The following is a 16,003-nucleotide window of genomic DNA, read 5'->3' as shown; positions in this document are numbered from 1 at the left end:
TTAATGAATATTCAACAAATCGTAGAGCGGCTTAAACAGAATGATGTAGTTGCTTACCCGACGGAAGCCGTTTTTGGTTTAGGCTGTAACCCTAACAGTGAAAGTGCAGTACAAAAATTACTAGTTTTGAAGCAACGTCCAATCGAGAAAGGACTGATTTTAGTTGCTCCAAACTTAAACTATTTATTGCCATTTATTGACACTTCAAGCTTTGAAGAAGCGCATTGGCAACGGTTACAAGCGCAATATGATCGCCCAACTACTTGGGTAGTACCTGCTAAAAGTACGACACCTAAGTTTCTAACAGGGCAATTTAATCGTATTGCAGTCCGTTTATGTCAACATGAAGCTGTGAGGCAGCTGTGTGAATTAGCTGGCTTTGCGCTAACTTCGACCAGTGCGAATTTAACTACATTACCACCATGTCGTAACGCACAAGAGGTTATGGCTCAATTTGGTGACGATTTTCCTGTATTGGATTTGCCAGTAGGAAAGGCGATGAATCCTTCCGAAATTCGCGATCTTTTTACCAATCAATTGTTTAGACAAGGATAAATGATGGATAAATATGCGGTATGGGGTAATCCCATTGCCCAAAGTCAATCGCCACAAATTCACAAAATTTTTGCTGACCAAACTCAACAACAGATGGAATATGTGGCAATGTTAGGTGACGAACAGGACTTTGAACAACAAATACGAGCTTTTTTTGCCCAAGGTGCTTTAGGTTGTAATATTACGGCGCCTTTTAAAGCACGTGCTTTTCAGTTAGCAAATGTTTACAGCGAACGTTGTTTAACAGCGGAAGCCTGTAATACTTTAAAAAAATTAGAAGATGGGCGTTTGTACGCAGATAACACGGATGGTGCAGGTTTAGTCAGTGATTTACAACGTTTAGGTTGGCTTCAACCAGAACAGAATCTGTTGATTTTAGGGGCAGGTGGTGCCACTAAAGGAGTACTACTGCCGTTATTACAAGCTAAACAAAACATTATGTTAGCCAATCGTACGTTGAGTAAAGCAGAGGAGTTAGCACGAAAATTTGCCCAATATGGTCAAATTCATGCTGTGGAACTTAGCGATATTCCTGTGCAACCATTCGATTTGGTTATTAATGCGACTTCATCAGGATTACACGGGCAAACCGTGCACATCAACTCTGAAATTTTGCGAAAAGCGACCGCACTTTATGATATGCAGTATGCGAAAGAGAGTGATACTCCTTTTATGGTTTTATGCAAACAGCTTGGTAAACAAAACGTCAGTGATGGTTTTGGGATGTTAGTCGGTCAGGCAGCTCATGCATTTGAATTATGGCGTGGGGTCATGCCTGAATTTGAGACTTTGTTGGATAAAGCCCTTGTTTAAAATAGGGATAAAAAATACCGCACTTGGAGGCGGTATTTGGGTTTTTGCTGGTTAGTTTTATAAACCTGGGGCTTTCCATAAAGAGGTTGTCAGCCCACTGTCAACAAGTTGTAACTGTTTAGCATACACATCTGCCCATTTAGCTTTATGCGCTTGGTATAACTGATGATTTGTTAGATTAGGTTGATGTTGGCGTTCAAATTTGACCAATTTTTTGCCTGCTTCAGCCAAGGATGGATAAAGACCTACACCAACACCTGCAGCAATTGCACAACCGAGTGCCGTCGCTTCTTTAACAACAGGGATATTGACTACAAGCCCTGTTACGTCGGATAAAATTTGGCTCCAAAGTTTGCCCTTTGCGCCACCACCAGCAAAGACAATTGAGGTCAGTTTGACCCCAGAGAATTTTTCTACTTGATCAAGATTGCAAGAAGAAACAATCGCGGCGTTTTCCTCTAATGCGCGAAATAGTACGGGTTTATTACATTTTTCTGGATCAATGGATAGGTTGATAAAAGAGGGAGCCGCATGATACCAAGATTTAAAATGCATCGCATCAGAGAAAATTGGTATGACATCATTTGCACCGACAGGCACACGCTCAGCCATTTGTTCTAATAAAGTATAAGCATCAGTGCCTAAGCGTTCGGCTAATAATTTTTCTTCTTCACAAAATGCATCTCTAAACCAGCGCATCGTTAGACCTGTAAAGAAACTGATTGATTCTGCTTGGACTAATGGGGCGATAACATGTGGATTGATGCGTACATTCATTTCAGGATCGGTTACTGCTTCAGGCAAATTCACTACCTGTTGCCAGAAGGTACCACCAATGACTGCAGCTTGTGAGGGTTCAGTGATACCTAAGCCAATGCAGCCTAGTTGTACATCACCACCACCGACAACGACAGGTGTGCCTGCTTTCAAACCAGTTTGCTGCGCAACAGGTGCGGTCACTTTTCCTAAAATTTCCCCCGTTTCTTTTACTGGTGTGAGGATATCGGAATTCAACCCAGCCATATCTAATAATTCAGGTGACCATTGACGCGTTTTTAAATTAAGCATACCTGTGGTACCCGCATTAGAGGGTTCAACGGCAAGTTCGCCACTGAGCATAAAACCGAGCCAGTCGCTAATCATCGTTATCGCTTTAGTTTGACGATAAATATCGCTGCGATGATGAGCTAACCAAAGTAGACGAGGTACTGCACTTAAGGCAAGAGTTTGTCCTGAAATCGCATAAAGTTGTTGTTCAAAAGTAGAGTTATAAAGCGTTTTTAATTCATTAACTTCTTCTGTCGCACGTGCATCCACATTACCACAAGCCCAAATTGCTTCTTTATTTTCGTTATATAACACAATGCCTTCACGCATAGAACAAGTCGAAATAGCAGCAATGTATTCTGCTGGAATTTGAGATTTTTGTAACGCTTGTTGGATACAAGCACAAGCCAATTGCCAGTTATTTTTTAAGTCAAATTCCATAGATCCGGGGATATTCGGATCGGACAGATGAGTCCATTCGCGTTGGGCTGCGACGATTTGATTTCCGTCAAGATCGAAAATAACAGCGCGTACACTGCCTGTGCCCGCATCAAGTGCCATAAGATATTGATTGCTCATTGTATTCTCCTCTAAATGAAGGAAGGAAAATGAACTCTTACAGCATTAAAATTAGACTAACGCTGCTAACATCATCCGAGCTGTTTTTTCTTCCGTTACTAATGAATTAATATGTTGTCCATATAATGCACTTAAGATGGCTTCCACTTTATCTTCCCCACCCGCAATACCGATGACATGAGGGATTTTTTTCAAATTATCGAGTGAAACACTGATCAGTTCTTCATGTAAGGGCATATCGGGTTGGAGCTGCCCATCTTTTTGCATAAAATAGCCGAGAATATCGCCGACGGCGCCTTGTTCACGAATTAAACGTTGTTTTTCTTCTGTAATGTAACCTGTGCGCAATAAAGTAGCCTGTCCTTTTTGACGAGTAGCCCCAATACCAACGATAGCAGCATCTGCATGACAAGCCGTGAGCATAATATCTCTGACACAAGCCTCACGTTTGAACAGTTTTGCGGCTTCAATTGAAGACGCACGCAATGGAGCTGGAATAATACTGACTGAGCAAGAACCATCAAGTTGCCCGATCCCTTTCATATAGGCACCTACTCCACCAGATAAAGTAATCAGTTTGATATTGTTATTGGTAATAAACTCATTACTGTGTTTGATGGTTTGCATAATGGTTTCACCAAAACCAATAGCGAGTAGCTGATTAGGTTTCAGCATGGATATCAACATTTGTGCTGCGCCAACTCCTAATCGTTGGTTAATTTCATTTTTCTCTAATGCAGGCAAAATACGAATATGTTTGAGTTGGAAACGCTCTTTTAAGGCTTCTTCTAACTCAAGACATCCCGTAAAACGAGAGTTAATTTGTACTTTTATAATGCCTTGTTGGCGACCTTTTTCTAATAAACGTGATACTTTTAAGCGTGGCAAACCTAATTTTTCACCAATTTCACCTTGTGTTAGGTTATCGTGATAATAGAACCAAGCGATACGTGCCAATAGTTCTTCTTCTGTCATCACTTGGATAACATCATTATTGTCAAATTTATTATCATTCATAATTGTTCTCTAAATTGTCTAACGCATTATTCATTTGTTTAATTTTATTATCAACTGTTCATTTTATTTTTTTGTTTAATTGTGAACAAGATCACTTTTTTACAATAAATGAACTCTTTTTATTTATTTTAGCATAAATTTTAATCTATTTTTGTGATCTGGATCGCGGAAATATTGGTAGGGAATGATTAAGATAATTAACAAATGATAAGTTTAAAAATCATTTGTTCAATTTGTGAAGAAGAGATTAATTATGCAATCTGCCAATTTAGATCACACATGTTTATTAGATGCACGTAATATCAGCAAATCTTTCTCTGGGGTTGAAGTCTTAAAAGCAATCGATTTCTCATTATATGCAGGCGAAGTCCATGCTCTTTTGGGAGGGAATGGTGCAGGTAAATCGACATTGATGAAAATCATTGCCGGCATTCAACCTCAAGACAGTGGTGAATTGATAATCAAAGGTAAGCGTCAAACGGATCTTTCGCCAAATAAGGCTCACCAACTGGGTATTTATCTTGTCCCTCAAGAGCCTTTGTTATTTCCGAATTTGACAGTAAAGGAAAATATTTTATTTGGTTTACCGCAAGATGTTGAAAATGAGAAAAAACTGACCGCACTTTTGACTGACCTTAATTCTCATTTAAGGCTTGATATGCAAGCGGGTTTACTTGAAGTCGCTGATCAACAGATTGTAGAAATTATGCGTGGTTTGATGCGTAATGCGGATATTTTAATTTTAGATGAACCTACGGCATCGTTAACACCTGCGGAAACAGACAATTTTTTCAAGAAAATTCATTCCTTACAAATGAAAGGAGTTGGTATTGTCTTTATTTCTCATAAGCTGCCTGAAGTGTGGCAGATTTCACAGCGCATTAGTGTTATGCGCGATGGTTATATTGCATTAGCAGGCAAAACGGAAACCCTTAATCGTGATGAGGTCATTAGTGCCATTACACCAAAAGCAAAATCAACCAGTTTAACTGAATCACAAAAACTGTGGTTAGAACTACCGGGTCATAATCGAATTAAGTCGAAAGATAAACCAATTTTAACTATCAAAGGGTTAACAGGGGAAGGGTTTAAAGATGTATCTTTAGAAATCTATCCAGGTGAAATTTTAGGACTAGCTGGCGTGGTAGGTGCTGGACGTACTGAGTTAGCAGAAACCATATATGGGTTACGCCAAAAGAAATGTGGCGAGATTTTGTTTGATGGTCAAGAAATTAGTCAGTTGAACATTAAAGCACGTTTACAACAAGGTATTGTGTATTTACCTGAAGATAGACAAGCATCAGGTTTATATTTAGATGCACCATTGACTTGGAATGCGTGTGGGTTGACCTATAACAATATGGGCTTTTGGATTAATACCGCAAAAGAAAGTGCGATTTTAGAGCGTTATCACCGTGCCATTGGGATCAAGTTTAATGATGAGCAACAAGCAGCAAGAACTTTATCAGGCGGTAATCAACAAAAAGTCTTAATTGCAAAATGTTTGGAGGCAAATCCAGCGTTACTGATTGTGGATGAACCGACTCGTGGTGTTGATGTAGGGGCGCGGGCGGATATTTATCAATTAATCCAGAGTGTGGCGAAACAAAATGTGGCAGTGTTGTTTATTTCCTCTGATTTAGAAGAAATCGAGAAAATGTCCCAGCGTGTGTTAGTGATGCATGATGGACATGTTAGTGAGTCGCTTGTTGGTGAGGCGATTAATACAAATAACATTATGAACATGGCATTTGGCGGCGCAAGCGCATAAGGAGAGCAAGGCATGTGGAAATTTATACAAAATAACCGTGAATTAACCATCGTCTTTGCGATTGTTTTGCTCTTTTTGTTGTTGGGATTTGGTGGAAATGGCTTTCATTTACAGACATTAGCCATGATTTTTAATTCTGCACAAATTGTGATTTTGCTAGCAATTGGGGCGACCTTTGTCATTCTGACGCGTAATATCGATGTTTCTGTTGGTTCAACAATGGGATTATGCGCCGTCATTGCGGGCAGCTTATTAAATGCAAGTTTCGGGGCAAGTGCTTTTGTTATTACTTTGTGTTGCGGATTCTTCGCAGGTTTATTTAATGGTGTGTTAGTGACCTTATTGCGTATTCCTGCCATTGTTGCGACTTTAGGTACCTTAGGATTGTATAAAGGGATTATGTTGTTAATTACAGGTGGGAAATGGATTGAAGGCTTACCACAAGATCTTAAAACCCTTTCTGCACCTGCATTTTTAGGTATTTCACCGATTGGTTGGGTATTACTAGCTTTGATTGGTCTGACCTATTTTTTCTTAACTAAAATGAAGTTAGGACGTGATTTTTATGCAGTAGGAGATAACTTACAAGGTGCATTGCAACTTGGCGTGCGAGTAGATCAAGTGCGTATAGCCGCATTTGCCATTAATGGTACGATGGCGGCATTGGCTGGCATCGTGTTCGCCTCACAAATTGGTTTTGTACCAAATTCAACAGGTAATGGCTTAGAAATGAAAGCGATTGCGGCTTGTGTATTAGGTGGAATTAGTTTACTTGGCGGGGCAGGGAATATTATCGGCGCAGTACTTGGCGCCTATTTTCTGATTCAAATCGATTCTATTTTGGTCTTGTTAAAAGTCCCTGCTTATTGGAATAACTTTGTCGCAGGTTTGGTATTGCTAGTGGTATTAGTCTTTGATGGGCGGATACGTGTGATGATTAGTAAAAACATTAAACTACAACGTTACGCACGTTTCTTGAAAGATGATGCAAATACAACGAAATAAGGAGAAGGAACGATGTTTAATTTAAAAAAATACAGTTGGGAAATTGCCTTATTTTGTTTAGTCATCATTGAAATTTTGGGTTTTGGTCTATTTAACCCGCGTATGCTGGATGTGAATGTCTTACTCTATAGTACCAGTGATTTTATTTATATCGGTATGCTAGCGCTTCCTTTAACAATGATTATTGTTTCTGGAGGGATGGATATTTCCTTTGGTTCGACAGTTGGACTTTGCGCAATTTTATTAGGGGTGCTATTTAAAGCCGATGTACCGTTAGTATTGGCAATTCCACTTACTTTTGTGACTGGTATGTTATGCGGTGTGATTAATGCAAGTTTAATTCTTTATACCAAAGTCAATCCGTTAGTTATTACGCTAGGGACAATGTATCTGTTTGGTGGTGGTGCGTTATTACTGTCAGGCTTTGCTGGTGCTACGGGTTATGAAGGTATTGGCGGATTTCCAGATAGCTTATTAGAATTTGCGAACCAAACTTTATTTGGCATTCCAACACCCATTATTTACTTTTTAATCATGACACTGTTGTTTTGGTTATTAATGCATAAAACAACTATAGGTCGTAGTATTTTCTTAATTGGTCAAAGTGAGCGGACTTCACGTTATAGTGCGGTCCCTATTCAGCGTACACTTTATATCATTTATTCCGCGCTCGGTATTATCGCTGCTTTTGTCGCGATTCTATTAGTGTCTTATTTTGGTTCGGCACGTTCTGATCTCGGGAGTTCTTTATTAATGCCTGTCTTGACGGCAGTTGTACTGGGCGGCGCCAATATTTATGGTGGCTCAGGTTCTATTGTTGGCACAGCAATTGCTGCACTTCTGATTGGATATTTGCAACAAGGTCTGTAAATGGTCGGTGTTTCAAATGAAATATCCAGTGCATTATCAGGTGCGTTACTCATTATCGTTTTAATCGGCAAATCGATCAGTTTGCACTACGGTGCCATTGTGCAATGGATTTATCGAAAAACGAAAAGCGAGTCAAATCATTAATGTTCAGATCCAAAACGAAGGAGAATTAACTATGAAAAATCAATTAAAAGCGACCGCACTTGCTATTGCTGTTGGGTTATCGACTTTAGCAACAGCACAAGCAGCTGATCGTATTGCTTTCATCCCGAAATTAGTAGGTGTTGGATTTTTCACCAGTGGTGGACAAGGTGCAACAGAAATGGGTAAAACACTGGGCGTAGACGTCACTTATGATGGTCCAACAGAACCAAGTGTGTCTAACCAAGTGCAATTAATTAATAACTTTGTTAACCAAGGTTATAACGCGATTGTTGTTTCTGCAGTATCGCCAGATGGTTTATGTTCTACTTTACAACGTGCGATGAAACGTGGTGTAAAAGTGTTGACTTGGGACTCTGATACTAAGCCTGAATGTCGCAGTCATTACATCAATCAAGGTACACCAGAGCAATTAGGTTCGATGTTAGTGGAAATGGCATCCAGTCAAATTAGCAAAGCAAAAGCGAAAGTCGCCTTTTTCTATTCAAGTCCAACTGTGACTGACCAAAACCAATGGGTAAAAGAAGCCAAAGCTAAAATTGCGAAAGATCATCCTGAATGGGAAATTGTGACTACTCAATTTGGGTATAACGATGCGATTAAATCGTTACAAACGGCAGAAGGGATTTTAAAAGCATACCCAGATCTTGATGCCATTATTGCACCAGATGCCAATGCATTACCTGCTGCGGCACAAGCGGCGGAAAACTTAAAAGTGAATAATGTTGTCATTGTTGGTTTCAGTACACCAAATGTGATGCGCCCATACGTAAAACGTGGCACAGTGAAACAGTTCGGTCTGTGGGATGTAGTACAACAAGGTAAAATTTCAATTGCAGTAGCAAATGATTTATTAAAAGGCAAAGCCTTAAACGTAGGTGATAAAGTAGAAGTTCAAGGTATTGGTACTGTTGAAGTATCGCCAAACAAAGTTCAAGGTTATGAATATGAAGCGAAAGGTAACGGGATTATTCTTTTACCAGAACGCGTCGTATTCACCAAAGAGAATATTGATAACTACAATTTCTAATTGAGGAGAAGTAAATGGCAGATTTAGATGATATCAAAGATGGTAAAGACTTTGGTTTAGATCGACCACAACGACATAACGCCTTTTATTTAAAAGGATCAGGTGCATTGGATTGGGGAATGCAATCTCGTTTGGCAGATATTTTTAATCCAAAAACCGGTAAAACAATCATGTTAGCTTTTGACCATGGGTATTTCCAAGGACCAACCACAGGTTTAGAGCGAATTGATTTACATATTGCTCCATTGTTTGAATATACGGATGTATTAATGTGTACACGCGGTATTTTACGTAGCGTTGTACCGCCTGATACGCGTAAGCCAGTCGTATTACGTGCTTCAGGTGCGAACTCCATTTTAACTGAACTTTCTAATGAAGCAGTGGCTGTTTCGGTAGAAGATGCACTACGTTTAAATGTATCAGCAATGGCAGCACAAGTTTATATTGGATCGGAATATGAGCACCAATCGATTAAGAATATTATTCAATTAGTCGATCAAGGTACAAGATATGGCATGCCAACAATGGCAGTGACGGGCGTAGGTAAAGATATGGCGCGTGACCAGCGTTATTTCTCGCTAGCAACGCGTATTGCAGCAGAAATGGGCGCACACATCATTAAAACTTATTACGTTGATCAAGGCTTTGAACGTATTACGGCAGGTTGTCCAGTGCCAATCGTGATTGCAGGTGGTAAGAAATTACCAGAACGTGATGCGTTAGAAATGTGCTATCAAGCGATTGATCAAGGTGCGTTGGGAGTGGATATGGGACGTAATATTTTCCAATCTGAAGCACCAATTGCCATGTTGAAGGCGGTTCATGCTGTGGTGCATGGTGGTGAAACCGCAGAAAAAGCTTATCAGCTTTATCTTGATGAGAAAAATCACTAGTTAACAAGCCAAAAAGAGCGGTTGAAATTTGGAAAAAACAGACCGCTCTTTTCAACTCATTTTCCTTCGTTTAGGGAGTCAACTATGTTTGCAATGTTAGTGGAAATTAATATTAAAGAAGGTAAAGAGCAAGAGTTTCTAGAAGTTTTTGCACGAAACCATATTGGGACCAGACAGGAACCGGGTAATTTGCGTTTTGATGTATTACGTGATCCCGAAGTAAAAACACGTTTTTATGCTTATGAGGTTTATGTTAATGAACAAGCCTTAGAAGCACATCGTAAGACTGCGCATTATCATCGTTGTGTTGCAGAGTTGGAACCGATCATGACCGGTGCAAGAAGTAAAAAGATTTTTGATTGGGTCATGCCTGAGAATTTAACGAATGAATGTAAATAAATCACAATTAATTCAGCGCTTAAAAACACAATCAATAAGTATTGGAATTTTAGCATCTGATTGGTTGAAGCTGCCTGATACACTGGCGACGTTATCAGCGCAGCAACATTATTTATTACATTTTGATATTGGAGATGGGCAGTTTTCACCTTTTTTTACTGTAGGTGCTATCGCAGTAAAACAATTTCCCTCACCTTTTATCAAAGATGTACATTTAATGGTAAAAGATCCTTTTAATGTTGCAAAAGATTGTGCAAAAGCAGGCGCTGATATTATTACTTTGCAAATTGAACAGAGCGAAACATTAGCCACTACTATAGATTATCTTGCTACACATTACCCAGAATGCTTAATTGGACTGACGCTATGTCCTGAAACAGAGTTGGTGTCATTAATTCCTTATTTAAACAAAATTGATCTTATTCAGGTCCTCACACTGGATCCAAGAACGGGTATAAAAGCGGAGCAACAATATATCGTTGAGCGGATTGGTGTGCTAATAGAAATGTTAAAGGAAATACGCGCTGAAAAACTCATTGCTGTTGATGGTTCCATGAACTTGACTCTTGCTGCACAGCTCTATCCACTTGGCATTGATTGGGTTGTTTCTGGTAGCGCTTTGTTTAGTCATGATGACTTGCAACAAACGCTTTTACAGTGGAAAACAGCTTTCATTCACAATTGATGTGATAAAAAATACCGCATGTTATAGCGGTATTTTTTTATTTCTATTTATATCGTCGTTTCAACCGAATAAGCCCTTCGCTCATAAATAATAGCATCGAAATAATTAAGCAAATAAAGAGCGGATAAGTAGCGCTATCCAGCTGTTCACCAATTAAGAATGAAACAAATAGCATCATAATAGGTTCTGCGTAACCTAATAAACCCAGTACATTGATTGGTAACAAGCTACTTGCAAGGATATAAGTGTTCAGTGCGACACCACTAATTAGCCCAAGCAATACCAGCAAGATGAAAATATTTGGATTGGCTTGCCGAACAGTATTGAGATCGACCTGTGTAGCAAAATAAATGCAAATGGGTAATAAAAGCGTCATTTCGATGCAAAAACCAGCAAGATCATTAATTTTGAGTATTTTTCGTGTAGCAAAATAGGTGCTGTAGCCGATACTCACTAAGAGTGCTTCCCAAGAAAGCCCACCTTTTAGCACAATATTGGAAAATACACCAATTGCTGCTACGGCAACCGCAAGAAATTTTACTCTCGAAATATGTTCTTTGAAAATAATGCGCCCAACTAAAACCATGACTAAAGGTAAAAGTAAGTAGCCAAAAGACACGCTTAGTGCACTGCCATTATTGGGTGCCCATAAGAATAACCAAATTTGAATTCCCATCATGGCAGAATTAAATAAGAAGCCTAAAATCAGTAAGGGTTGTTGTTTGATTCGTTCAATATAACCAAGCACAGCAGCTTTTTGTTTAAATAGAAAAACAGCAGCGATGACGAAAGGGAGAGTAAAAATGATTCGAAATCCGAAAATATCTTCGCCATTTAATGGCAATAGCAAAGTGGAAAAATAGTATAAATAACCAAATAGTACAGAAGCTGACAACGATAACATTATCCCTTTTAACATAAGCTTACTCTCAACACGTTTCAAAGTCCTAGCGCACTTTCGCCACTTTACGCTAGCGCTTGCCAAAATGCACGTACTAATGGTTGTACCAAACATTTTTTCTGTACACAGATACCGAGCTCAAAAGGTTCTACAGGCGTGTTTAAATGCAATATTGAGATTTGGCTATTCATTGGGCTATTTTTAATTACCACATCAGGTAGCATTGCTACTCCACAGCCGAGTGCAACCATTGGCATAATAGCTTCATGACCTGCGACAGTGGCATAAATTTTGGGATGTTTAATTTTTTGTTGCTTAAACCACTGATCAATGCGCTGACGTGCAGGTCCCTCTACAGGCAAAATAAACGGAATTTGCTGCCAGTCAATAGGTGTTTTTTGTAACAATTGCGTCGCTTGGCAGGCAATACGAGGAGCAATGAGCGAAAGGCTAATGTCGTCGATATAATGAAATGCCACACTGCTTGGCAAATTTTTAGGTCGTCCTGCCAGCGCAAGATCCACTTGTTGAGTTTGTACTTGTTGTAATGCCGCTGCTGGATCGCCAGTAGTGAGCTGAATCTCGACTTTAGGATAACGCACACGAAATTTTTCTAATATATTGGGTAAATGGCTATAAGCTGCGGTGACTGAACAGAAAATCTTGAGTTCACCACTGAGCGCTTGAGTCGGATTGTAGCGTAGTTGTTGTTTTATTTGTTGCCATTCTGCCCAACTTTGTTGTGCGAAAGGAAGGAATTGTTCACCAGCATCAGTGAGTACTACTTGACGATTATCGCGAAGGAATAACGCCTGCCCTAACTCCTCTTCCATACGCTGAATTTGGCGCGATAGCGTAGAAGGCGACATATGGTTTTGCAACGCCGTTTTAGCGAAGTTTCTAGTTTCATACAAGTGAAGAAAAAGTTTGAGATCAGTGAAGTTCAATTTGTAAGGTTTCCAACATATCGTATCAAGTAGCTTTTATATTGCATTAATTGCAACATAAGATACCAATAATATCAATTTACGCAATCATAAAAATCACTATAATCAAAGTAAAGTACAAATAATATGCAAACATAACATCATATCAACACACAACATTAAATTTAAGGACACAACAATGGCTAACTATTTCAACACATTAAATTTACGCCAACAATTAGATCAATTGGGGCGTTGTCGTTTCATGGATCGTAATGAATTTGCAAATGAAGCAAATTATTTAAAAGGTAAGAAAATTGTTATCGTCGGCTGTGGCGCGCAAGGGCTTAATCAAGGGTTAAATATGCGCGATTCGGGTTTAGATATTAGCTATGCATTACGTGCAGAGGCAATTGCGGAAAAACGTGCCTCATTCCAACGTGCGACAGAAAATGGTTTTAAAGTTGGCACTTATCAAGAACTCATTCCAAGTGCAGATTTAGTGGTTAACTTAACGCCAGATAAACAACACTCAAAAGTCGTTGTAGATGTGATGCCATTAATGAAACAAGGCGCAGCTTTAGGTTATTCACATGGTTTAAATATTGTGGAGGTAGGCGAACAAATCCGTAACGATATCACTGTTGTTATGGTCGCACCAAAATGTCCGGGTACAGAAGTACGCGAAGAATATAAACGTGGCTTTGGTGTACCGACTTTGATTGCGGTTCACCCTGAAAATGACCCAAATGGTGATGGATTAGAAATTGCCAAAGCTTGGGCTGCAGCTACGGGTGGTCATCGTGCTGGTGTACTTGAATCTTCATTTGTGGCAGAAGTGAAATCTGACTTAATGGGTGAGCAAACCATTCTGTGCGGTATGTTACAAGCAGGTTCGATAGTGTGTTATGACAAACTTGTTGCAGATGGCAAAGATCCCGCTTATGCAGGTAAATTAATCCAATACGGTTGGGAAACGATTACTGAAGCATTAAAACAAGGTGGTATCACTTTGATGATGGATCGTTTATCCAATTCAGCCAAATTACGTGCGTTTGAGCTTTCAGAGCAAATTAAAGAAAAATTGGCGTTTTTATTTGAAAAACATATGGATGATATTATTAGTGGTGAGTTTTCAGCGACGATGATGGCAGATTGGGCAAATGGCGATGCCAATCTTCTTAAATGGCGTGAAGAAACGGGTAAAACGGCTTTTGAGAATGCGCCAAAATATGAAGGCAAAATCAGTGAACAAGAGTATTTTGATCATGGTGTATTAATGGTTGCGCTAGTGAAAGCCGGTGTGGAACTCGCCTTTGATACTATGGTCGCTAGTGGTATTTATGAAGAATCTGCCTACTATGAATCACTACATGAGTTACCATTAATTGCGAATACAATTGCACGTAAGCGTTTATATGAAATGAATGTGGTGATTTCAGATACTGCTGAGTATGGTAATTACTTATTTGCCAATGTTGCAACGCCAATTTTGGCTAAAGAAATCATGCCAATATTGGAGCGTGGTGATATCGGTGAGCCGACGCCAGCAGTAGAAATTGATAATATTACTTTACGTGATGTGAATGAGGCCATTCGCAATCATCCGATTGAATTAGTTGGTCAAGAATTACGTGGCTATATGACAGATATGAAGCGTATTTCATCAAATTAATAAATGTCTGTGCAAAGCAAACCAGCCATAACAATGGCTGGTTTTTTGTATCAAAATTTTTCAAAAATAGACCGCACTTTAACTCATGCTTAACTTGCTTTTTCTTCTTGTTTGACTTCATCCCAAAGTAAATCCATTTCCATTAATGAGCTTTGTGCAAAGGTTTTATTATGCTTTTTAAGTTTGTTTTCAACTGCGCGGAAACGTTGCTCAAATTTATGATTAGCTTTGCGTAAGCTTTCTTCTGGTTGACACTGCAAATGGCGGCTGAGATTCACTACGGCAAATAATAAATCACCAATTTCTTCTTCAATTTTAGTTTGTTGTTGATTTTTTTGATTGATTTCCTGTTGTACTTCGTCAAGTTCTTCTTTAATTTTTTCAATCACTTGATTGATGTCATTCCAATCAAAGCCCACTTTTGAGCAACGTTTTTGGAGTTTTTCTGCTCGCATTAGTGCTGGAAAAGCATGAGGAATATTATCTAAAATTGAAGTTTGCCCTTTCTCTTTATTTTCTTGAGCTTTGATTTCATTCCAATTTTGTAAGGCATCTTGTGCATTATTCGCATTTTTATTGCCGAAAACATGGGGATGGCGGCGAATAATTTTACTAGAAATTGCATTCACTACATCATCGAAGGTAAAATACTCCTCTTCTGTGGCTAGCTGGCTAAAGAAGACCACTTGTAATAAAAGATCACCGAGTTCTTCTTTTAGGTCTTGCATATTATTTTGTTGGATGGCTTCGATGACTTCATAGGTTTCTTCAGTTAAGCAAGGAATCATAGTTTGATAATTTTGTTTGAGATCCCAAGGGCATCCTCCATTTGGATTGCGTAGTTGGGCAATCAATTTTACAAAATCTTGAATTGAATGTGTCATTGTTGTGAGACCTTTTAAAAAAACATTGAGATTTATCATAGTATAACTTTTTAGGGCAGAAGTGGAATTTTAGATTAACAGGAAAACTTCTTTAAAACGTGATCTAGTGCATACTTTTTTTTATGGAGCGGTGTTATGATAGCTTTGATTCATGACTAACCCCCTCGATCAGATAAGGAGTTTATTATGTATAAACACGTATTAGTAGCGGTAGATCTTTCTGATGAAAGTCAATTTTTATTGGAAAAAGCAGCTGGCGTAGCAAGACGGAATGAGGCGAAATTATCAATTATTCACGTTGATGTGAACTTTTCTGATCTTTATACGGGATTGATTGATGTCAATATGGCATCAATGCAAGATCGTATTTCTACTGAAACGCAGCAAACATTGGTACATTTAGCTGAAAATGCAAGTTACCCAGTGACTGAAAAACTTAGTGGTAGTGGCGATTTAGGTCAAGTATTAGCCGATGCTATCGAAAAATACGATGTTGACTTGCTTGTTACTGGTCATCATCAAGACTTTTGGAGTAAACTAATGTCTTCGACACGTCAAGTAATGAATAGCATTTCGGTAGATATGTTAGTCGTGCCATTACGTGATGAATAGGGTCGTCTTATTGATAATTAAACTTTTGTAAAAAGTTTGTAAAAATTTAACCGCACTTTGATTAGATCATTGAAGTGCGGTTGGTTTTTTTGTAGGCTTTAAGAGGTAAAAAAATCTTTATTTTTAATAGAAAAAGCCTTTTTATAAATGCCAAAAATATGCAAGAATAAGTAGACTAA

Annotated in this window: 15 protein-coding genes and 1 pseudogene; 11 read left to right on the top strand and 5 right to left on the bottom strand. The window is 38.9% G+C overall.

The annotated features are described in order from the left end of the window. Nucleotides 1-3: 3 nt before the first annotated feature. Nucleotides 4-555: an L-threonylcarbamoyladenylate synthase type 1 TsaC gene (gene tsaC / locus ACFSAV_RS09780; RefSeq protein ID WP_379099065.1), complete on the top strand. Its 552-nt coding sequence runs from the start codon at nt 4-6 to the stop codon at nt 553-555. Nucleotides 556-558: 3 nt separating this feature from the next. Next, nucleotides 559-1,368 carry a shikimate dehydrogenase gene (gene aroE / locus ACFSAV_RS09775; protein WP_379099062.1) on the top strand — a complete coding sequence of 270 codons (810 nt, stop codon included), beginning with the start codon at nt 559-561 and terminating at the stop codon, nt 1,366-1,368. Between the two features lie 57 nt (nt 1,369-1,425). On the opposite strand, the gene lsrK is transcribed toward aroE, so the two are convergent. Further along, nucleotides 1,426-2,994 carry an autoinducer-2 kinase gene (gene lsrK / locus ACFSAV_RS09770; RefSeq protein WP_379099059.1) on the bottom strand — a complete coding sequence of 523 codons (1,569 nt, stop codon included), beginning with the start codon at nt 2,992-2,994 and terminating at the stop codon, nt 1,426-1,428. Between the two features lie 51 nt (nt 2,995-3,045). Beyond that, entirely contained in the window at nt 3,046-4,011 is a 966-nt protein-coding gene (gene lsrR, locus ACFSAV_RS09765) for a transcriptional regulator LsrR (protein WP_379099056.1), read from the bottom strand. Between the two features lie 253 nt (nt 4,012-4,264). Here lsrR and lsrA point away from each other — a divergent pair, with 253 nt between their 5' ends. The 7 genes and pseudogenes from lsrA (at nt 4,265) to ACFSAV_RS09730 (ending at nt 10,826) form a co-directional block, all read left to right on the top strand. Beyond that, nucleotides 4,265-5,782, top strand: coding sequence for an autoinducer 2 ABC transporter ATP-binding protein LsrA (gene lsrA, locus ACFSAV_RS09760; protein WP_379099053.1), 1,518 nt, complete (start codon nt 4,265-4,267; stop codon nt 5,780-5,782). Between the two features lie 12 nt (nt 5,783-5,794). Further along, a complete protein-coding gene (lsrC, locus tag ACFSAV_RS09755; RefSeq protein ID WP_379099050.1) occupies nt 5,795-6,787 on the top strand; it encodes an autoinducer 2 ABC transporter permease LsrC in 993 nt (330 codons plus the stop codon). 12 nt (nt 6,788-6,799) lie between these two features. Next, nucleotides 6,800-7,801, top strand: a pseudogene (gene lsrD / locus ACFSAV_RS09750) (autoinducer 2 ABC transporter permease LsrD). A 31-nt stretch (nt 7,802-7,832) separates the two neighbouring features. After that, a complete protein-coding gene (lsrB, locus tag ACFSAV_RS09745) occupies nt 7,833-8,849 on the top strand; it encodes an autoinducer 2 ABC transporter substrate-binding protein LsrB (RefSeq protein WP_101775535.1) in 1,017 nt (338 codons plus the stop codon). Between the two features lie 14 nt (nt 8,850-8,863). Then, nucleotides 8,864-9,742: a 3-hydroxy-5-phosphonooxypentane-2,4-dione thiolase gene (gene lsrF / locus ACFSAV_RS09740; RefSeq protein ID WP_101775534.1), complete on the top strand. Its 879-nt coding sequence runs from the start codon at nt 8,864-8,866 to the stop codon at nt 9,740-9,742. An 84-nt stretch (nt 9,743-9,826) separates the two neighbouring features. Continuing rightward, the gene (gene lsrG / locus ACFSAV_RS09735) at nt 9,827-10,141 is read left to right on the top strand and encodes a (4S)-4-hydroxy-5-phosphonooxypentane-2,3-dione isomerase (RefSeq protein ID WP_101775533.1); all 315 of its coding nucleotides are present in this window, start codon (nt 9,827-9,829) and stop codon (nt 10,139-10,141) included. Then, complete coding sequence (locus tag ACFSAV_RS09730) at nt 10,128-10,826, top strand: beta/alpha barrel domain-containing protein (RefSeq protein WP_379099045.1); 699 nt, start codon at nt 10,128-10,130, stop codon at nt 10,824-10,826. Before lsrG ends, ACFSAV_RS09730 begins: the two co-directional genes overlap by 14 nt. A 43-nt stretch (nt 10,827-10,869) precedes the next feature. Here ACFSAV_RS09730 and rarD read toward each other — a convergent pair whose 3' ends face one another. Continuing rightward, on the bottom strand, nt 10,870-11,745 hold the full coding sequence (gene rarD / locus ACFSAV_RS09725; protein ID WP_379099042.1) for an EamA family transporter RarD: 876 nt from the start codon (nt 11,743-11,745) through the stop codon (nt 10,870-10,872). Nucleotides 11,746-11,792: 47 nt separating this feature from the next. After that, nucleotides 11,793-12,674 (bottom strand): HTH-type transcriptional activator IlvY, encoded by an 882-nt coding sequence (ilvY, locus tag ACFSAV_RS09720; RefSeq protein ID WP_379099039.1) that lies wholly within the window; start codon nt 12,672-12,674, stop codon nt 11,793-11,795. Between the two features lie 178 nt (nt 12,675-12,852). Between ilvY and ilvC the strand changes: the two genes are divergently transcribed. Further along, nucleotides 12,853-14,328, top strand: a complete 1,476-nt coding sequence (ilvC, locus tag ACFSAV_RS09715; protein ID WP_379099036.1) for a ketol-acid reductoisomerase — start codon at nt 12,853-12,855, stop codon at nt 14,326-14,328. Nucleotides 14,329-14,417: 89 nt separating this feature from the next. Here the strand turns inward: ilvC and mazG are convergent, their stop codons facing one another. Next, entirely contained in the window at nt 14,418-15,212 is a 795-nt protein-coding gene (gene mazG / locus ACFSAV_RS09710) for a nucleoside triphosphate pyrophosphohydrolase (protein ID WP_379099033.1), read from the bottom strand. A gap of 186 nt (nt 15,213-15,398) precedes the next feature. Here mazG and uspA point away from each other — a divergent pair, with 186 nt between their 5' ends. Then, nucleotides 15,399-15,824 carry a universal stress protein UspA gene (uspA, locus tag ACFSAV_RS09705; protein ID WP_101775527.1) on the top strand — a complete coding sequence of 142 codons (426 nt, stop codon included), beginning with the start codon at nt 15,399-15,401 and terminating at the stop codon, nt 15,822-15,824. Nucleotides 15,825-16,003 lie beyond the last annotated feature (179 nt).

Origin of the sequence: Pasteurella oralis (assembly GCF_042681465.1) — a bacterium.
GTDB classification, from domain to species: Bacteria; Pseudomonadota; Gammaproteobacteria; order Enterobacterales; family Pasteurellaceae; genus Pasteurella; species Pasteurella oralis.
Note: the sequence above shows the minus strand (reverse complement) of the source record. Positions and strands in the feature narration are given on the sequence as shown.